Source organism: Sulfurimonas sp. C5 (assembly GCF_029872055.1).
GTDB lineage: Bacteria > Campylobacterota > Campylobacteria > Campylobacterales > Sulfurimonadaceae > Sulfurimonas.
The window spans coordinates 400525-420032 of record NZ_JARXNQ010000001.1 but is presented as its reverse complement, the minus strand read 5'-3'; the positions used below and the strand labels follow the sequence as shown (position 1 = coordinate 420032).

Genomic DNA, 19508 nt, shown 5'->3' with positions numbered 1-19508 from the left:
ATCTCTTCTCCATATACCTAAATACTTATCTTACTTGAATTTTTCGATCAACTCATTCACTTGTAACGGTTCAGAAAAGAAAAATCCTTGTCCAATGTCACATCTATTTTGTCTTAAAAACTCTTCTTGTTCTTTTGTTTCTATCCCCTCTGCAACTACTGAATAATTTAATGTTTTAGCAAGTACTATAATCGCTTTTACTATTGCATTGTCTGAACTTTTCTGACTAATGTCATCTATAAAAGATTTGTCAATTTTAATCGTATCGATAGGGAGCTGTTTTAAATAAGACATAGATGAATATCCCGTACCAAAATCATCTATTGACACTTTAAAACCTTCTAGTCTGAAGCTTTGTAAGTTTTTAATATTACTTTCCGTATTATCCATTAAGAAACGTTCTGTAATTTCTATCTCTACTTCTGAAGGATCCATTTCGTAACGTTTGACTATAGAGAGTAAAGCTTCCAATAAGCCAGGTTCTCTAAACTGAATACTAGAAACATTTATTGCAACTCTTTGTAAACTGAGACCTGCTTTTTGCATCTCTTTAAATCGTTTACATGACTCTTCAAAAATAAAATATCCTAGCTCAACAATAAAGCCGTTATCTTCAGCAATTGGTATGAATTTTTCAGGCGAAACAACACCCAGTTTTTCATTTTCCCAACGCACAAGTGCTTCAACAGATATAATTTCCCTATTTGCTATGCTGTATTGAGGCTGAAATACCATCGTAATCTCATTATTATCCAAAGCATTGTGAAGTGCCGTATCGATTATTAGTCTCTCTTCCGTTTGTAAAGAGAGTTGGTCCGTATAAAAACAGAAATTATTTTTTCCACTGTCTTTTGCAGAGTACATTGCACTGTCTGCATTTTTAATTAATGATTTTGTATCATCACCGTTTTCCGGATACATTGAAATACCTACACTTGCAGTAATTGAAAAAGAATGGTGTTTTACATTGATAGGTGCTTTAAGTTCATCAATAATCTTTCGCGCAACCGTTGCAACTAAACTTTCTGATGCCACATCGTGTAAAATAACAACAAATTCATCACCGCCCCAGCGTGCTATAAAATCACTCTCACGTAATATGTGTTTCAACCTTTTACTTACATGGATTAGAACCTGGTCCCCTATATCGTGTCCTAAAGTATCATTAATAATTTTAAATCTGTCAAGGTCAATAAAAAGTACTGCAAATTTTTCTTTATTTCTTTTTGCCATCAGTAATGCATTAGATAAAAACTCTTCAAAACTCACTCTATTATAGAGAGATGTTAAAGGATCATGGTATGCAAGATAATCCGCTTTTGCTTCCGATGTTTCAATAGCTCTTAGGTCCGTTTGTACAGCTGTGTAATTTACAATGCGCTTGGACTGGTCTCTTACTGCCTTAATTGTAACCCAAACAGGAAGTATATCCCCATCTTTTGTAGTATTGACTATTTTCCCTTTAAAAACATCTTTGTGATCTATTTCATCCCACATACGTTGATAAAAATTTGTGTCTTGAATCCCTGAGTGTAAAATACTTAAATCTTTACCCAGAACCTCATCTATTGTATAACCGTACATCTTTGTAAAAGCCTGATTTACAGAAACCACATTTGCGTTTGCATCTGCTATGATAATAGCTTCTTCAGTATTTTCAAATACACTTGCCGCTTGTCTTAAAATATTATTTTGTTCAATATATTTTGTAATATCAAGTTTAATTGCAAGATAATTTATCAGTTTTTTGTTAAGAAAAACAGGCATAATGGAAGCTCTTTCATAAAATAAAGAACCATCTTTGCGTCTGTTAATTAATTCCCCTTCCCAGCTTTCTCCGCGCTCTAGTTTTTTATACATCTCTTTGTAAATGCGTTCATCCTGAAGATTTGATTTTAGTATACGAGGATTTTTGCCCAAAACCTCTTCTTCTGTATATCCTGTTGTTTTTTCAAAAACTTCATTGACAAAGACAATATTTTTATCAGAATCAGTCATCATAACGGAGTTGTCACTATGTTGTATTGCATAATTAAAAGCACGTAACTCTTTTTGATTTTTATTTGAACGAAGATACAGGAAAAATAAAATTATCGAGATAACTATAGTGGCAATAAAAAAGAATGTAGCTATCAGTTGTTGTCCAAGGATATAATAATCATATCTATTATGAAGATACAATTTAAGACTATGAAGATGCTTATCTATTGTACTTTCTTTAATTGTATTTGATATTTGTCTAAATGAAGATATGGTATCCAGTGAAACTTTCGATTGCTTATAAAAGTTTTCAATTAAAAGATTTTTATTTTTTCTCATCACGTGATGAATATCATCTAACTTGTTTTCAACATATTCTCTTTCAATGTAATTCCCTCTGCTATATTGAAACAGTAAAAAAAGTGTTTCATTTACAATACTTTTTGTATTTGCAGAAATATCTTTTGATTCAGAAATACTTCTTTGTAGATCAAAAAGAAAATGGTAACCGCTTAAAAGTGATGAATTCAATGATTTATAATACTCAAGATCGTTTACTTTTTCTTCAAATAACTTTCGTATCCATTCCAACTGTGTCAATAAGGCATCTTCTTCGGGATGATGTGCTTTAACAGTTTCTTGCAGTTTAATAAATAAAGATCTAAATTTTTCTATATCTTGATTAATTTGGTAATAATTAACCAGCTCATTTTGAGAACTTGCAAAGTCATCAAACCCTTTGTTTAATAACTGCATATTAACAATACGGTCATGGTTATTATGATAATTTTCAACACCCTCTTGAATTTTATACATAGAATAAAAAATGAATAACAATAAAAAAACAAACAAAACCAACAATATACTGATAAAGTCAATATGTCTTAATGTTTTCATTTATTTAATCCATCTTCTGCCGGCAGTTCACCATTTAACGATTTTAAAAATAAAACTATCTTGTTTATCTCATCTTTGGTGATTTTACGTCCAAGCTGATATTGAGACATAATCGATACGGCTTCTTTTAAATCTTTAGTACGACCGTCATGAAAGTACGGTGCTGTTTTTTCTACATTGCGAAGAGAAGGAACTTTAAAATAATATTTATCTCTTTCATTATGGGTGATATTATAACGTCCTAAATCAGTACTGTTACTATCTTGATAGATCCCAAATTTGTTATAAGAATTTCCACCTAAATTTATCCCCTGATGGCAGGCTATACACCCTTTTGTTTTAAAAAGTTCATACCCCTCTTTTTCCTCTTTAGTTAAGATATTGAGATTTCCTTTCAGGTACAAATCAAAAGGAGCATTTGGTGTAATTAAAGTTTTTTCATATTCTGCGATCGCATCACCGATATTTTCCTTTGTTACACCTTCTTTATATATAGCTTCAAATTCTGATTTATATGCACTGCTGTTTAACTCCATTATCAACTTATCTAAATTATGTGCCATCTCTACAGGATTTTCAATCGGACCCAATGCCTGTTCCTGTAAAGTTCCTGCACGTCCATCCCAAAATTGCTTAAAATTAAATACAGCATTATATACTGTAGGGGCATTCCTTGAACCTGTTTGTCCGTTTACCCCTATAGAAACAGCTAAATGATCAACACCACCATTATCTAATTGATGACAAGTAGCACAACTAATTGTATTGTCTTTAGAAAGTTTGGTATCAAAAAACAATGCTTTTCCTAAAGCAACTTTTTCTTCATCAACATTTATGGTAGTCGGTATGGGTGTGATTAAATCTGCTGCACATAATACAGTCTGAAATAACAAATACAGTGTAAATTTATTCATAATTTAGATTATAGCAAAACTCTTATAATTTAATGAATATAATTATTTTATTTTCATCATATAAGTAGTTTCCCAGTGTATACATATTTTGTTTGACAGCTGTTATTTCAACAAGCCATATTTATATTCCGAGTTTTGCCTCTAATTCTGCTACGTTTTGACGTGTTTTTATCACACTGTCGGGATTTAAACTGATTGAATCAATTCCAAGCTTCACTAAGTACTCAGCCATCTCAGGATAATCTGATGGTGCCTGCCCACATATACCGCTGTGACGATTATTTCTTTTAGAACCTTCTACAGCAAGCTCAATCATTTTGAGTACCCCTTCGTCTCTCTCATCATAATCAAAAGCAACAATCTCAGAATCACGGTCCACGCCTAAAGTGAGTTGTGTCAAGTCATTACTCCCTATACTAAAACCGTCAAAACTTTTACTAAAGCCGTCTATGCTCATAACATTGTTTGGAATTTCACACATGACGTATATCTCTAGGCCATTCTCTCCACGTTTGAGTCCATATTTTTCCATTGTGGCAATTACTTTTTCACCTTCGGCTACACGTCTACAAAATGGTATCATTAATATTACATTTGTAAATCCCATCTCATCACGTACACGCTTCATTGCTGCACATTCAAGTGCAAACCCTTCTTCATAAGCAGGATGAGAGTAACGTGCCGCTCCACGAAAACCAATCATAGGGTTCGCATCTACAGGCTCAAAGAATTTCCCACCTAAAAGATCTGCATACTCGTTTGTTTTAAAGTCACTCATCCGTACTACACACGGTTTTGGGTACACACTTGCAGCGATTGTAGCGACACCTTCACTCAAATTACGTACAAAGAACTCCTTGGCATCCTCACCATGTGTAATCTGAGTAACAGCTTTTTTTGCTTCTTCATCTAACTTTTCTGGATGAATTAAAGCCATAGGATGTGCTTTTATAGACTGATTAATAATAAATTCCATACGTGCCAGCCCTATTCCATCTACCGGCAAGGATGAAAGTGAAAATGCGAGATCGGGATTTCCAAGATTCATCATAATTTTTGTTTTTGTTTCTTTAATCTCACTAAGGTCACTTCTAAGAACTTCAAACTCCAATGCACCTTCATATACATGCCCTATCTCACCCTCCGCACAATCAACAGTTACAGAGTCTGCATCATGTAATACCTCTGTGGCATTGTCACATCCGACAACGGCAGGAATACCAAGTTCACGAGAGATGATTGCTGCATGACATGTTCTCCCGCCTCTGTTTGTAACAATTGCTGCAGCTATCTTCATTACTGGTTCCCAATCAGGAGTAGTGGTCTCGGCAACCAGTACTTCTCCTGCTTTAAATGTCGAAAGCTCAGATATGTCATTTATCTTGCGTACTTTTCCCGAAGCTATCTTTCTCCCTACTGCACTTCCGCTGACAAGCAGTTCACCCTGTTCTTTTAGTTTATAGCTCTCATACGTCAGTTTGTCCTGTCTTGATTCAACTGTCTCTGGACGAGCTTGTACAATATAAAGTTCACCATCTTCACCATCTTTTGCCCACTCTATATCCATTGGTTTTCTATATCCCGCTTTTTTGGAATAGTGTTTTTCTATATTAATAGCATATTCGGCAAGTTGTACAATATCTTCATCACTGATACAGTATTTCTTTCTATCTTCCTCAGGAACATCCACATTCTCTGATGTATGAATCATCTTAATCTTTTTACTTCCGAGGGAACGTTTAAGTACTGCTTTGTAGCCTTTTTCCAATGTAGGTTTATGTACATAAAAGTTATCTGGATCGACACTTCCCTGTACTACATTTTCTCCCAGTCCGTATGCACCGTTTATGAGTACAACATCTTCAAAACCGCTCTCTGTATCTATACTAAACATTACACCGCTTGCAGCTAAGTCACTACGTACCATTTTCATAACCGTAACACTCAAATATACTTTCAAATATTCAAAATTATTGTCATATTTGTAGTGGATTGATCTGTCTGTGAAGTTTGAAGCTATACAACTTTTGTATGCATTAAGGAGTTCTTCTTCATTGGCAATATTCAGATAAGTTTCATTTTGTCCTGCAAATGAAGCCTCTGGCGAGTCCTCTGCTGTTGCAGAAGAGCGTACAGCCAAGGTAATAGAGGTGCCATATCGCTCTTGTAAAGCTTTATATGCCTGAAGTATCTCTAAACGTAAGTCATCAGGAATTTTAGCTTCTAATATATACCCTCGACACTTTTTGGCACGCTCTTGCAATTGTGCCACATTATCTGGATCTAATGTGTCGAGTTCATTATGCAATTTTTCTAAAAGATTGTTTTCATCAAGAAGATAGTTATAAGCATCAACGGTAATTGCAAAACCGTAAGGAACTTTTACACCACTTTGTAATAGGTTTTGATACATCTCACCTAATGAAGCATTTTTACCGCCGACATTGTCGACATCCTCAATTCCGATTTGATCAAAGTATTTGATAAATTTCATAATAACCCACCAATTCTATTAAGAAATAATAGGTCATTATACTATGAATTTAATAAGATTTGTTTACAAAAGCGAGTGAAGATGGATACTCACGCTCTTGACACGTTTTCTCTGCGTATATATCAATTTCCTCTTTTTTTATTTGTTCGGCTGTTGAGAAATCGCGTTGTCCGTAAAAAGAGCTATCTACAAATCCAAGTCCGATCAGCTTTTGTACGATTGCATCTGCCATTGTCAAGATCGAGGAAGCTTTAACAATCTCGCATCGTGCATATCTTTCCCCTTCAAACGAGACCTCCGAAGCTCTTAAATCTGCATCTTCTCCCGGTATCTGTTGTGCACCATAGAGGGGCTTTGAAGCCACTTTTGCATCTTTAAAAGCAGGAATATACTGGGCCATATGCTCTATTGCCGCTTGGGTTCTGCTTTGTGTTACGGTAAAACACCACCCTTGGTCGATCTTTTTTATAAACTTATCATCCAGTTTCGGTTGTGCACTTAAAGCATTACTGCGTACAAGTCCATCATCAAATAGTGTAATATCTTTTGTCATACCGTGGAGTTGAAAATAGCCATCAGGATATGGAGTAAACTGTGCCATCCCTTGAGGCGTTCCCCTTTTACCGTGGAAAATGACTTCCGGCCATAATGTGTCATATTTTTCACATTTTGTGACATATGCAGCTTTAAATTCCACCAAACGGTCACGCTTGATTCCAAGCATATCGTCAATCTCACCGCTCCTAAACCCTGCAGCATTGATGAGATAGTCAAAATCCTCTGAAAACTCTTGATTATCGTGTTTATACGCAATAGTAAAGCCGTTATCATATTTATTAATATCAATAACTTTAGTCTCGTTTTTCACAGATACATTATCAAATTTTTGAAGTCCTAAAGTTGCACTTGCAGATATTCTAAAAACATTTAGACCATACTCTTGAACTATAATAAGCGGATACTTAATTTTGTCAAGTTCTATATTGTTTACAACGGGAATCATCCATTCATCCAAAGTATGAGGATTTTTTACACTCTCTTGTTCTCTGAGAGCTAAAACATCTTCTTTTGAATAACATTTAAAATACTCTGCACTCTCTCCAAGTACTTTATTATTCGGATCTTCTTCGATCATCTTTTCATATTCGTACTGCAACATTTTAAGACGTGGCAATAACTCATCTGGAGAAGATTCATCTACGGTCGGTGTGGCAATTACCGTCGGTCTGAAGTCGATAGCATAAGGATAAAATCGAAGTAGTTCAATAGATTGTTTTAAAAGCATTTTACATTGATTGTCATCGATTTCTCTATAAAGATTCCCGCCTGCATGTAGATGACACATAGGCGGACCGCTTACAAGAGACTTCTCTTTATCAAACAGTGTAATATTTAAACCTGTTTGTGCAAGATAGAGTGCAACAGATGCCCCAGCAATACCCCCGCCTACAATCGCTATCTTTTTTGTTTTATCCATTACACATCCAGATGCTTGATCAGATCTGCGAAATTTTCGATCACAATACTTGGATTGTGCTTTGAGATATCTTCCCCGTAGTTATATCCATAGCTTACAGCAATAGAATGCATATTTGCATTATTTGCAGCCAATATGTCATTTTTAGAATCTCCTACCATTACACACTCTTTTTCGTTACATTCAAAGTGATTCATCGCATGCAATAATGGTTCCGGGGATGGTTTTTTTGTTTTTAAACTGTCAGCACCCAATAAAAGTTCAAAATATTTTTCTATCCCTAATGCTTCTAATATAGGCAATATAAATTTATAAGGTTTGTTTGTCACTATCGCCATCTTGTAGCCTCTTTGTCTGAGGTCTTCTAGTGTCTCTTTTACACCTTCATAGAGGTAAGTATGCTCACACAGTTTTTCTTCGTAACTCTCTAAAAAGATAGGCAGTCCCTGCTCATAAAGATTTTTATTTACTTCTTCTTCTTGAAAATCTTTTTTTCCCGTTAAAGCACGCTTTACAAGTGTTTGTGCACCGTTGCCTACCCACTCTCTAATCTCATCATCACTATATAGTTTTCTATTGAGTTTTCTAAGCATAAAATTCACTGAAGCCGCAAGATCAGGGACACTGTCGATAAGTGTACCGTCAAAATCAAAAATAATAAGTTTCTTCTCGTTTAATTTCAATGACAAACCTTCTAAAATTTTTTCCGAAATTGTATCATCTATAATTTTAGCTTTTCTTAGATATAATTCCACAAAAAGTTTTTTAAAGGTTAGATATGGGATTAGCAATAGGCTTAGTAGGACTTCCAAACGTAGGTAAATCAACAACATTCAATGCTTTAACAAAAGCACAAAACGCAGAAGCGGCTAACTATCCGTTTTGTACGATTGAACCAAATAAAGCAGTTGTACCTGTACCGGATAAGAGACTGACAGAACTAGCAAAAATTGTTAATCCTGAGAGAATTCAATACTCAACTTTAGACTTCGTAGATATTGCAGGTCTTGTAAAAGGTGCTTCTCAGGGTGAAGGTTTAGGAAACAAATTCCTTTCAAACATCCGTGAAACAGAAGTTATCTTACAGATTGTAAGATGTTTTGAAGATGAAAACATTGTTCATAATGAAGGAAGCATCGATCCGCTTCGTGATGTTGAGATCATTGAAGGTGAGCTTATTTTAGCAGACATCGAAGTACTTTCAAACAGAATTGAAAGACTTAAAAAACAGGCAAAAGCTGATAAATCAGCTCAAGGCATAGTAGATGTTGCAAATGAACTTTTAGAGCATCTTGGTGAAGGTAAACTGGCAAGAAACTTTGAAAAAGCGGACTCTGAAGAGTATCAACAACTTGCTCGTGAACTTCGTTTCTTAACAGATAAAGAGATCATGTACGGTGCAAACACTGATGAAGACGGTCTTTTAGAAGACAATGAGTATGTAACAGCACTAAAAGCTCATGCAGCTGAAAACAACTGTGAACTTATCAAACTATGTGCAAAAGTTGAAGAGGAACTGATCGGTCTTGACGATGAAGAAGCAAAAGAGTTTTTAGATGAACTTGGTGTTACTGAATCAGGTCTAGAGCAAATTATTCATAAAGGTTTTGACAAACTTGGTCTTATGAGCTATTTCACAGCAGGTGTAAAAGAGGTACGTAGTTGGACTATCCGTAAAAACTCAACAGCTCCAAGAGCTGCAGCTGCTATTCATAATGACTTTGAAAAAGGTTTCATCCGTGCAGAAGTTATCAGCTATGAAGACTATATTGCTTGCGGTGGTGAAGCAAAAGCCAAAGAAGCAGGTAAAATGCGTTTGGAAGGTAAAGAGTACATTGTTCAAGACGGCGATGTAATGCACTTTAGATTTAACGTCTAAGTACACTGTCTCCTGTAAAGCTTAATAAATCAGTGTATTTCTGCCTGAATGTTTTGCTTTATAGAGGGCATCATCAGCTCTTTTAAAAAACTCTTCCACTGATTCTTCTCTATCATATTCTATAAGACCAAAACTACAAGTTATTGATATGTTTTGATCAAAATTCGTATGTTTGATAAGCTTTCTCAGTTTTTCAATCACACTAATTGAAACGTTCAAAGATGTATTTGGCAGAAGTAAAGTAAACTCTTCCCCACCCCATCTGGCGATAGAGTCATGCACCCGTAAACTCTTTGCAATTAAACTACTTAGCTCAATTAAGATATGATCACCTACAATATGTCCGTATCTATCATTGACATCTTTAAAAAAATCGATGTCAAACATTGCAAGAGATAAGGGATGTTTATATCTTTTAGCGCGTTCAACTTCTTTCTTTATCTCTTCTTCAAAACATCTTCTGTTGGCTATTTGCGTCAAAGCATCCGTTCTTGAAATACGTTCAATCTCTTCAATTTTCTTTTCCAACTCTTCATTGGCTTTTTGTAGTTCAAGATTTTTTTCTTCTAGAAGCTCTTGCAGTGTTGCATTTCCCTCTTGGAGCAACTTATTCTTACTCAGAAGCTCAGATTCAAACATTTTACGATCATGAATATTTTCATGTGCACCTATCATCCGTGCGACACTTCCATCATCATTCCACTCTGTAATTTTACCTCGGTCCACTATCCACAGATAACTGCCGTCGGCTTTTTTACATCTGTATTCTATTTCATATTTATCGGTTTGTCCGCTAATATAAGCTTCAAAATGTTGCATTACCCTTGGATAATCATCAGGATGAATAATATTTTCCCATGTAAAAACATCTTTTAAAAATATTCCCACCTCATAACCAAGCATGCGGTACCAGCTCGGGTTTCTATCTACATGACCAGTTTTTGTAGACCAGTCCCATGTCCCTTCCATTATGATATCTAGAATAGGATTTAAGGTTTTATCCGATTCTTCTAAAGTATTATGCTGATACGTAATGAGTGTTTTATATTGTTTCATTTTACTATTATACAACAAGAGGATTTAAGGGTATGTTTAAATTATAAGTTAGTTATTGATATTTTTCTCTTCATTTCGGTATAAATTTTCAAAAATTTTTTAACTTTCACATAAGAAGAAGCGCTGTATGATTAAAGCATGGAAACAGCAGATACAACTTTGTTTTACTCAGCATTTTTTCTCACTTTATTAGCTGGTTTATCTACCGGAATCGGTGCAAGTTTGGCTTTTTTTTCACGTACAAACAATCATAAGTTTCTCTCGATTGGAATGGGCTTTTCTGCCGGTGTTATGATATATGTTTCTTTCGGGGATTTGCTTATACAGGCACAAAAAAACTTTTCAGCTATATATGGGGAGATTCAAGGTGAAGTATTTACTCTACTTGCTTTCTTTGGAGGTTTTGTACTTTCTGCCCTTATAGACTATATTATTCCTGATGATGTCAATCCTCACGAATTAAAAACTGATACAGAGCTCAAAGAGCTTCAACAATATGATAACAATTTTCAAAAACTCTCATTAAAACGTACAGGTATTTTTACAGCTATTGCAATTGGTATTCACAATTTTCCAGAAGGATTTGCAACTTTCGTTTCTGCTTTAAACGGCTTGGCTTTGGGAATTCCGATCGCACTTGCAATCGCTATTCATAATATTCCTGAAGGGATGGCTGTATCATTACCGATCTATCATGCAACCGGTGATAAGAAAAAGGCATTTTACTATGCACTTCTCAGCGGTATTGCCGAACCCCTTGGGGCATTACTCGGTTTCTTTTTACTTCTTCCACTTATGGGTGATGTCACTCTTGGAGTATCGTTTAGCTTAGTTGCCGGGATCATGATCTACATCTCATTTGATGAACTTTTACCGGCAGCAAGATTATACGGAAATGCACACACTACTATTTTGGGACTTGCCCTAGGAATGGGTTTAATGGCTTTTAGTTTACTACTTTTTAAAATAGTGTTGTAGACAACTATATTTTTGCTATAGTTTGCCCATACTGCACATGATGGTCCATCTCAAGGTTGATCTCTTTGAACATATCTTTTTCAGAAAGAATTACAATCGTTGAGCCCATCTCAAAACAACCGAAATCATCCCCTTTGTTTAAGTAGGTGTTTTCAAACTCATATACTTGAGGAGTCGTTGCACTTGCATTAGTTTGAATTCTTGGTTCAAAATCGACTTTCATTACACCAACATTTAAAGCACTCACAAGTACCATATAAAATCTTTTACCGTTTGTAGCTTCACAAAGAAGTACCACTCTCTCATTTTCAATAAAAAGATTCAAACGTTTTTTTAGTGATGGTACGTTTACAGGATAAAACTTCCCTGGTATATGTACAGCTTTTAATACTTTTAGATTTGTCGGGATATGGTAACGGTGATAATCTTTCGGAGAGAGATAAAAATTTATAAAATCACCATCTTCTACAATCCCTTTCTCTTCATCACTGAAATTATCCCCTAAAAGCTCTGCCACTTTATAGCGCATCCCTTTAATTTGCAAGGCATAATCATTGTCAATGTGTCCAAGTTCAGAGATCCAAGAGTCACATGGTGATATAAAATCCTCTGCATCTAAAGAATAGTGTCTGTCCTCTTTTAGTTTTCTTGTAAAGAGTGCATTTAGACTTTTATATGTGTTTGGAGCATGAAACTCCGTCATATCTAATCCCATAAGCCCTACATATGAGTTGTTGACAATCTTTTGAAACCAATGTGGGAACTCTTTTGAAGCAAACTTGCCAAATGCTTGAGATAATAAACTTGTAATGTGTCTTTTTTCCATATATCTGTTATTTCCTTATATTTTTTCGTTTTTAAGTGAGCTTACGCTTTGCAATCTCTTCAACCAAGACCGTAGCATAAGAGCCTTTTGGTAATGTAAAATTCATTTCGTACTGAGCTTCGACAGGATTGAATTTTCCTTCTATCTCTGTAGGATATACCCAAGCATAACGTCTTGCACCGTCTTCTTTAAGCTCATCATCAAAATCTTTTTCTATATCTCCGGCAAATTGCGATGCTTTTTTCACACGCTTACCGCACAATAGTCCCGTTACGCTAATATCTCTTGTATGAAAACGCTCCAAGTCATGCTCTTCACCTTCATACTCAAATACTCTGCCGTGTGGATAATGTTCCATCAAGTCACCACTAATAAGTTTAAACGGGTGTTTTTGTACTTTCATTTTTTGTAGTTCTTGCTTTGGTAAATTGAGTAACGGTGCCAATTCATCTACACCAAAACTGCTTACTAAAGAATTGATCTCTAAACGGCGTGAAAGCCACAGGTTAAACAGATGTGACTGATATGCATTAATAAGTAATTTTTTTACTCTAGGATTACGCTCTTTTGCTTCCCCTTTTGCAATCTTTTCACCTAATATATGATTGTCCCCGTCATTACCGAAACGTTGATAACCAAAGAAGTTAGGCAATCCCTGCTTATCTATATTTTTCAAAGCTTCATCAATTTTTGCAGCACTTGTCGGATTCACTTTTTTCAGACGAATGAAAAATCTGTTCCCCTTAAGATGCCCTACTCTTATTTTATTGTTATGGTAAGTTTTGGAAAGTATCTTGATTGATTCATGGTTAAATGCATCTAGCGCTTCTTCATACTTTTTATGTAAAGATATATACTGCTTTGTCATTGCATTTTTATCTTTGAGACCCGCATAGCCAATCTCTTTGTTTTTAATGCCAAGGTAACGAGCGATAATGCCGACCATGTCTGTAGTGGAAAGATTTTTCTTTCTTACATGTAAAACTAAATGCTCCCCTTCTCCACTAAACTCATATAATGGGATCTCATCAACCACGAAGTCTCTGGCACTTTGTTTAAAATGAAAATCAATACTTGCGTGAGCAAGTGAATAAAATCTATCCATATTTTTCCTAAAAATGATGTGCTTTACATCTGTTTTTGTAACTATTTCTTGCTGCTTTTGCAAAAATAGTAAGTTTCGTACGTGTTAGTTGTGCAATTCTGAGTATTTTTTTTCGATCTCTTGGAGCAAAAGCAACTAGCATCTCATACTCTTCACCGCTACAACCAATTCTTTTTGGTATTCTTTGAAAAAATTCAATTCCGATACGATTTGCATCAGTAAGTTTTTCCAAATCACTGTACAAGCCGTCAGAAATATCCATTCCCGCTTTTAAATGCTTGAGCGATTTATAAAGAAACTGATGACGTAATTGTATATTTGTAAACCTAGATTTCTGATGAATTTTACCGAGATTGAGCAACTTTTTTAAATCTTTTGCTGAGTTTCCAAGAGTTCCAGTATAAGCAAATAAATAATTTTCTTTAATCCCTGTTCTCGTTAAAATTTTATGTACTTCAGAAATTATCGTTATTGTAATATCCAGTTTTGTATTACTAATCGTATCTCCACCAATAATATCTATATTAAATTTTGCTGCAATATCTTTAAAGCCTTCTGCAAGATTTTTCATATCCTCTCTGCTCATAGACTTAGGCATAGCAATACTTAAAAGTGCATATTTTGGGATAGCCCCCATAGCAAAAGCATCAGAAATGTTTACCAACATTGCACGTTTTGCTATATCGTAAAAACTCAGCCACTCTCTTTTAAAATGGACATTTTCAAAAAAAGCATCTTTTGAATAAACATATTTTCCAATCACTGCACCATCATCACCAATATGTTTATTGTTAAATTGTGATATAAAATAATTTTCTAAATTCAAAAAATCTTCTTTATATTAAGGATATATTAACTTCTATCGATATAGAATAAGTGATGATATTATAACATTTTTGGGAAATATGATATGAAAAGTTCAATCAAAAAAATCTTCAACAGTATAAAAACCTATCTTCTGTTTTTATTTTTGATGATATCGGTTTTAGTACTGTTTGTTTTCGAACACGATATGTCTATACAGAAGGTTAACAACCTTGAAAAACAAAAAGATGTAGTTCAAAAGCTGGCACAATTGGATAAAAACGATATAGAATTGGCACTGATTCAGTTTAATGGTAAAAGTACTCGTCTACAACAAGATATCGATAAGTTAAAAGTTATATACAAATATAACTTTACAGAGCAATATCTCGTAGGTAATGCGAATGAATATAATAACGATCTAAATCTTCTGTCAAAACTGATTGATAATTTCAACAATGCTGCGCATGTTTATTATGAAGATATTCTAAAAAACAAACAATATTCATATCAAACTCAAAAAGAGCTTGATGCAAAAGAGGCTCTAGACATTTCATTAAATAAGGTTCTTCATCATATCGACCATATGCTTTTAAAACATCTTCAATATGATGAAGGAAAATTTTCTGTTATTAAAACAGTATCACTTTCTCTTTTCCTTATAGTAGCACTATTAACTTTTTGGTATAGAAGCAGACTCAATAAAATTTATAATGATATTGCATTTTTATATCAAGTTGATAAAGACACGAAGGGGTATGAAATTTTCTCTGTAGAAGCAGATGCTATTGCTTTAAGAATGAACAGAAAAACAGTATCAAACGACAACCCTACAATGCTTGATAAAGTAACAGGTATAAATAACTATAAAGGTATGTTAAATTCTTACTCTCATAAAAAAGGTTTAAAAGACAGTAATTTTACATCTGTAACAGTGTTTGATGTTGACAACTTTTCAAAAACACATAGACCATATCCTCAAGATATTACTCAGTCAATACTTAAAAAGATTGCTTACACTATATCTCTATATGAACAACCTGTTGATGTAATTGCTAGAACTGATTATAATCAGTACACTATTATCTTATCTCGTCCATCAAAAGAACAATGTTTTAAAGATGCGGATCTAATTAGAGAAAGTATTGCTGATCTCAAATTCAATGTACCTAATGTTGGAACAGAGCGTATTACTGTGACAGGTGGTCATATTATTAAACCAAACAACACTGCATTAGACGAAGCCATCAAGCAAGCTAAAGATATTCTAAATTACGCAAAAACAACAGGAAAAAACAAAATATTTCAAACAAGAGATATGGCACAAAGAGAATTATCGTAACACATGATTCTCTAGTGTCCAAAATCGTAACATTCTTCATCTTCTTTTTCATATAACCCTTATTTAATCTAGCATAAGTCTATTTGCGATATAATCAGCATTATTTTAGTTCTTTATACGAAGGGAAATTTAATGAGTATTCCTATTTATACTTACGATGCAGTTGTTGTTGGTGCAGGTCTGGCAGGATGTGCGGCAGCAAGAGAACTGCAAAACGCAGGCAAAAAAGTTGCTGTAATTACAAAACTTCACCCACTAAGAAGCCACTCAGGTGCTGCTCAAGGTGGTGTTAACGCTGCATTTAGCGATGCTGATAGCGTTGAACTTCACGAATTTGACACTGTAAAAGGTGCTGACTATTTAGCGGACCAAGATGCTGTTGAATTTATGTGTAAAAATGCGCCTGAAACTATCCGTTGGGCAGAGAGAATGGGTGCAGCATTTAGCCGTACTGAAGATGGTAAAATTGCTCAAAGACCTTTTGGTGGACAATCTTCTCCACGTGCATGTTTTGCAAAAGACAGAACAGGTCTTACATTATTACAAACTATTTATGAGCAAGCATTCCGTTCAGGTGTTCAATTCTGGGATGAATGGTATGCAGCAGATATCATCTATAAAGATGGAAAAGTATCTGGTGTTGTAGCATTTAATATCCGTGACATGCAAATGGCTATCTTCAATGCAAAATCTGTAATGTTCGCTACTGGTGGATATGCTAGATGTTACAAAATCAACTCTAATGCTCACGCAAATACAGGTGACGGTCTTTCTATCGTTGCTCGTCACGGTATTCCTCTAGAAGATATGGAATTCGTACAATTCCACCCGTCTGGACTTTCAGGAAACGGTGTTTTAATCTCTGAAGCTGCTCGTGGTGAAGGTGGACGTCTATTCAACTCTAAAGGTGAGCGTTTCATGGAAAAATATGCTCCTAATGCTTTAGAGCTTGCTTCTCGTGACGTTGTATCTCGTGCTATCTTAAACGAGATCAGAGAAGGTCGCGGTGTTGGTCCAAGAAAAGATGCTGTGTATTTAGATGTAACACACCTTGGTAAAGACCTTATTATGCAAAAACTTCCTGAATTACGTGAACTTGCTATCACATTCTTAGGTTTAGACATGATCAAAGAACCAATCCTAATTTCTGCAACGGCACACTACTCTATGGGTGGTATTCCGGTAAATATCGCTGGTAATGTTCGTAAAAACAACGACGAATTCATCGAAGGTTTCTATGCAGCTGGTGAGTGTTCTTGTGTATCTGTTCACGGTGCAAACCGTCTTGGTGCAAACTCTGTTCTTGAAGCACTTCTATTTGGTCGTTACGTTGGTAAAACAATGGTTGAAGAGATCGATAGCATCCTTTTACGTAAAGCAACTGAAGAAGATGCTGCAACTGCTTTAGCTGAAGTTGATTTCATCATTAACAATAACGGTGACGAAACAGTTACTCAAATTCGTGAAGAACTGCAACAAGCTATGACTGCAAACGCTGGTGCATTCAGAACTGAAGAAACTATCAAAGCTGCAATTGCAACAGTAAAAGAGCTAAGAGCAAGATTTAAAAATATTCGTATTAAAGACAAATCTAAAGTATTCAACACTGAGCTGCAAGAAGCTATTGAGCTTGGTCATATGTTAGACTACTCACTATTCATCGTTGAATCTGCACTTCCTCGTAAAGAGAGCCGTGGTGCTCACTATAGAGAAGATTTCCAAGAGCGTGACGATCAAGACTGGTTAAAACACACAATGGCATATATGGATGAGAATGGAGACATCTCTTTAGACTATATGGATGTTGTTCTTGGCAAACACGAACTAAAAGCAAGAAACTACTAAGGATAACCTATGGAACATACAATTACTACACAAAAAGTAAAGTTTAAAGTATTCCGCTTCAATGCTGAAGAGGATTACCTTCCATATTATGACGATTATGAAATGGAAGTAACTTCTGAAGAGGTTGTTTTAGATATTTTAAACAGAATCAAATGGGATCACGATGGAAGTTTCTCTTATAGAAGATCTTGCCGTCACGGTATCTGTGGTGCGTGTGCTATTAAAGTAAACGGTCGCTCTACTCTTGCTTGTAAAGAAAGTATGAACGATATGGTTGAGCTTTTCGGAAATGAACTTGTTCTTGAGCCGTTAAGCAAAAAACGTGCTATTAAAGATATGGTTATCGACAAAGCTGACTTCTGGGACAAACACGCTGCTGTAACACCATATGTTGTAACAGATGTTGATGAAGCTCCTGAGATTGAAAACCTTGTATCACCTCACGATGCTGAAGCACTTGATGAAGCTGATCTTTGTATCCAATGTGGTGCTTGTCATTATGCTTGTCCTGTAGTTGAAGTAAATGATGACTTCTTTGGTCCTGCTGCATTCGCTGCTGCATACAGATTTGAAGCTGATGTTCGTGATGAATCTGAGTCTAGACTTATGGATGTTAATCAAATGGGTCAAGGTGTTTGGGACTGTGTTAAATGTTTCGAATGTAAAGAAGTTTGTCCTAAAGAGATTGATCCAATCGGTAAAATCACTAAACTTCACCAAAAACTTTTCCAAGAAGGAAAAGCAGAATCTAATGTTGCTACACGTCACGCAGTTGGATTTATCCACTCGATTGCAAAACGCGGTGTACTTGATGAAGGTGGCTTAGTACTTTATTCTGAAGGTCCGGCAATCGTTAAACACTTACCGGTAGCATTCAAAATGTTTACAAAAGGTAAGATCCCAATGCCATGGCAATTACCAAAATCAGACAATATGGATGAGATTAAAACACTTGTTAAATCATCTACAACTGCGAAGTTTTAGGAGACAATAATATGGAAAAATTAAGATATGCACTTTTTACTGGTTGTACTGCTAAACAAAGTACACCAGAGCAAATGATGTCAACTTTAGCTGTTGCTGATAAACTTGGTATTGAGCTAGTTGAATTAACAGAAGCTTCTTGTTGTGGAGCTTCACACTTACAAGATTATGATGAATTTTTATCTCTAGTTTTAAATGCTAGAAATATTGCATATGCTGAAAAACACGGTCTTACAATGGTTACTATCTGTAATACGTGTCAATTAAATACAGCTATGACAAAACATAAACTAGACAATAATTCTGAATTAAAAGCTAAAGTAAATGAAAAGCTTGCTGAAGTTGGTTTAGAGTACAAAGGTACTTCACAAATCACTCACTTCTTATATGCTATCATTGATGACTTTGGTCTAGATAAAATTAAAGAGATGGTTGTTACACCACTTAGCCAATTTAACATTGCACCTTTTTATGGATGTCACAATATTCGTCCATCAGAGCTTCAAAATGAAACTCACAAAACTCCAGAATCAGCATACCGCCCTACTTCATTAGATGACTTAATCATCGCATGTGGTGGTCAAAATGTTGATTACGAAGAGAAAAACAAATGTTGTGGTTTCCACGTTGAGCTTCAAGCTCCAAAAACTGCAGCTATTTTAACTGGTAATGCAATTGCAGGTGCTATGGACGGTGATGCTGACTGGATGGTAACTCCATGTCCATTATGTCACTTAAAACTAGATACTCAAACGCACCATGCTTCTGAAGCAATCGGTCGTGAAGTACAACTTCCTGTACTTCATATGCAACAAATGTTAGGTCTTGCTCTTGGTTGTACACCAGCTGAGCTTGGTTTAAAACACCACGTTGCTAAAGTAGACTTCGTATAAGACACTATTTAGTACGCTAAAGAAAGTAATTTCT

The 19508-nt window shown here is 35.2% G+C and carries 15 protein-coding genes; 6 read left to right on the top strand and 9 right to left on the bottom strand.

Annotated features, from left to right (window positions below; all coding sequences use genetic code 11):
- Window positions 1-30: 30 nt before the first annotated feature.
- The 5 genes from P6N22_RS02055 to P6N22_RS02035 all read right to left on the bottom strand — a co-directional run bounded on the left by P6N22_RS02055 (window position 31) and on the right by P6N22_RS02035 (window position 8517).
- Window positions 31-2877: an EAL domain-containing protein gene (locus tag P6N22_RS02055; RefSeq protein WP_280329714.1), complete on the bottom strand. Its 2847-nt coding sequence runs from the start codon at window positions 2875-2877 to the stop codon at window positions 31-33.
- A complete protein-coding gene (locus P6N22_RS02050; RefSeq protein WP_280329712.1) occupies window positions 2874-3791 on the bottom strand; it encodes a cytochrome-c peroxidase in 918 nt (305 codons plus the stop codon). Before P6N22_RS02050 ends, P6N22_RS02055 begins: the two co-directional genes overlap by 4 nt.
- A 121-nt stretch (window positions 3792-3912) precedes the next feature.
- Window positions 3913-6285, bottom strand: a complete 2373-nt coding sequence (gene ppsA, locus P6N22_RS02045) for a phosphoenolpyruvate synthase (RefSeq protein ID WP_280329711.1) — start codon at window positions 6283-6285, stop codon at window positions 3913-3915.
- Window positions 6286-6334: 49 nt separating this feature from the next.
- Window positions 6335-7762, bottom strand: a complete 1428-nt coding sequence (locus P6N22_RS02040; RefSeq protein ID WP_280329709.1) for an FAD-dependent oxidoreductase — start codon at window positions 7760-7762, stop codon at window positions 6335-6337.
- Complete coding sequence (locus P6N22_RS02035) at window positions 7762-8517, bottom strand: phosphoglycolate phosphatase (RefSeq protein WP_280329707.1); 756 nt, start codon at window positions 8515-8517, stop codon at window positions 7762-7764. The genes P6N22_RS02040 and P6N22_RS02035 overlap by 1 nt, the downstream gene beginning before the upstream one ends.
- 23 nt (window positions 8518-8540) lie before the next feature.
- On the opposite strand from P6N22_RS02035, the gene ychF reads away from it, so the two are divergent.
- A complete protein-coding gene (gene ychF / locus P6N22_RS02030; RefSeq protein ID WP_280329705.1) occupies window positions 8541-9641 on the top strand; it encodes a redox-regulated ATPase YchF in 1101 nt (366 codons plus the stop codon).
- 21 nt (window positions 9642-9662) lie between these two features.
- On the opposite strand, the gene P6N22_RS02025 is transcribed toward ychF, so the two are convergent.
- Window positions 9663-10697 carry a sensor domain-containing diguanylate cyclase gene (locus P6N22_RS02025; protein WP_280329703.1) on the bottom strand — a complete coding sequence of 345 codons (1035 nt, stop codon included), beginning with the start codon at window positions 10695-10697 and terminating at the stop codon, window positions 9663-9665.
- A gap of 138 nt (window positions 10698-10835) precedes the next feature.
- Between P6N22_RS02025 and zupT the strand changes: the two genes are divergently transcribed.
- Entirely contained in the window at window positions 10836-11675 is an 840-nt protein-coding gene (zupT, locus tag P6N22_RS02020) for a zinc transporter ZupT (RefSeq protein ID WP_280329702.1), read from the top strand.
- A gap of 4 nt (window positions 11676-11679) precedes the next feature.
- Here zupT and P6N22_RS02015 read toward each other — a convergent pair whose 3' ends face one another.
- From P6N22_RS02015 to P6N22_RS02005, 3 genes are read right to left on the bottom strand one after another with little or no spacing between them, the layout of a single operon-like run.
- Window positions 11680-12501: a phosphatidylserine decarboxylase gene (locus tag P6N22_RS02015; RefSeq protein WP_280329700.1), complete on the bottom strand. Its 822-nt coding sequence runs from the start codon at window positions 12499-12501 to the stop codon at window positions 11680-11682.
- A 31-nt stretch (window positions 12502-12532) separates the two neighbouring features.
- Entirely contained in the window at window positions 12533-13606 is a 1074-nt protein-coding gene (gene truD / locus P6N22_RS02010; RefSeq protein WP_280329698.1) for a tRNA pseudouridine(13) synthase TruD, read from the bottom strand.
- Window positions 13607-13613: 7 nt separating this feature from the next.
- Window positions 13614-14432 (bottom strand): thiamine-phosphate kinase, encoded by an 819-nt coding sequence (locus P6N22_RS02005; protein ID WP_280329696.1) that lies wholly within the window; start codon window positions 14430-14432, stop codon window positions 13614-13616.
- Window positions 14433-14516: 84 nt separating this feature from the next.
- Between P6N22_RS02005 and P6N22_RS02000 the strand changes: the two genes are divergently transcribed.
- From P6N22_RS02000 to P6N22_RS01985, 4 genes are all read left to right on the top strand, one after another.
- Window positions 14517-15752, top strand: a complete 1236-nt coding sequence (locus P6N22_RS02000) for a diguanylate cyclase (RefSeq protein WP_280329694.1) — start codon at window positions 14517-14519, stop codon at window positions 15750-15752.
- 132 nt (window positions 15753-15884) lie between these two features.
- Complete coding sequence (gene sdhA / locus P6N22_RS01995; RefSeq protein ID WP_280329692.1) at window positions 15885-17597, top strand: succinate dehydrogenase flavoprotein subunit; 1713 nt, start codon at window positions 15885-15887, stop codon at window positions 17595-17597.
- 9 nt (window positions 17598-17606) lie between these two features.
- Window positions 17607-18581: a succinate dehydrogenase iron-sulfur subunit gene (sdhB, locus tag P6N22_RS01990; RefSeq protein WP_280329691.1), complete on the top strand. Its 975-nt coding sequence runs from the start codon at window positions 17607-17609 to the stop codon at window positions 18579-18581.
- An 11-nt stretch (window positions 18582-18592) separates the two neighbouring features.
- Window positions 18593-19474, top strand: a complete 882-nt coding sequence (locus P6N22_RS01985; protein ID WP_280329689.1) for a CoB--CoM heterodisulfide reductase iron-sulfur subunit B family protein — start codon at window positions 18593-18595, stop codon at window positions 19472-19474.
- Window positions 19475-19508 lie beyond the last annotated feature (34 nt).

Bases quoted from the DNA above. Each gene is read 5' to 3' on its own strand.
- P6N22_RS02055 (WP_280329714.1), bottom strand. From the start codon at position 2,877: ATGAAAACATTAAGACATATTGACTTTATCAGTATATTGTTGGTTTTG.
- P6N22_RS02050 (WP_280329712.1), bottom strand. From the start codon at position 3,791: ATGAATAAATTTACACTGTATTTGTTATTTCAGACTGTATTATGTGCA.
- ppsA (WP_280329711.1), bottom strand. From the start codon at position 6,285: ATGAAATTTATCAAATACTTTGATCAAATCGGAATTGAGGATGTCGAC.
- P6N22_RS02040 (WP_280329709.1), bottom strand. From the start codon at position 7,762: ATGGATAAAACAAAAAAGATAGCGATTGTAGGCGGGGGTATTGCTGGG.
- ychF (WP_280329705.1), top strand. From the start codon at position 8,541: ATGGGATTAGCAATAGGCTTAGTAGGACTTCCAAACGTAGGTAAATCA.
- P6N22_RS02025 (WP_280329703.1), bottom strand. From the start codon at position 10,697: ATGAAACAATATAAAACACTCATTACGTATCAGCATAATACTTTAGAA.
- zupT (WP_280329702.1), top strand. From the start codon at position 10,836: ATGGAAACAGCAGATACAACTTTGTTTTACTCAGCATTTTTTCTCACT.
- P6N22_RS02015 (WP_280329700.1), bottom strand. From the start codon at position 12,501: ATGGAAAAAAGACACATTACAAGTTTATTATCTCAAGCATTTGGCAAG.
- truD (WP_280329698.1), bottom strand. From the start codon at position 13,606: ATGGATAGATTTTATTCACTTGCTCACGCAAGTATTGATTTTCATTTT.
- P6N22_RS02000 (WP_280329694.1), top strand. From the start codon at position 14,517: ATGAAAAGTTCAATCAAAAAAATCTTCAACAGTATAAAAACCTATCTT.
- sdhA (WP_280329692.1), top strand. From the start codon at position 15,885: ATGAGTATTCCTATTTATACTTACGATGCAGTTGTTGTTGGTGCAGGT.
- sdhB (WP_280329691.1), top strand. From the start codon at position 17,607: ATGGAACATACAATTACTACACAAAAAGTAAAGTTTAAAGTATTCCGC.
- P6N22_RS01985 (WP_280329689.1), top strand. From the start codon at position 18,593: ATGGAAAAATTAAGATATGCACTTTTTACTGGTTGTACTGCTAAACAA.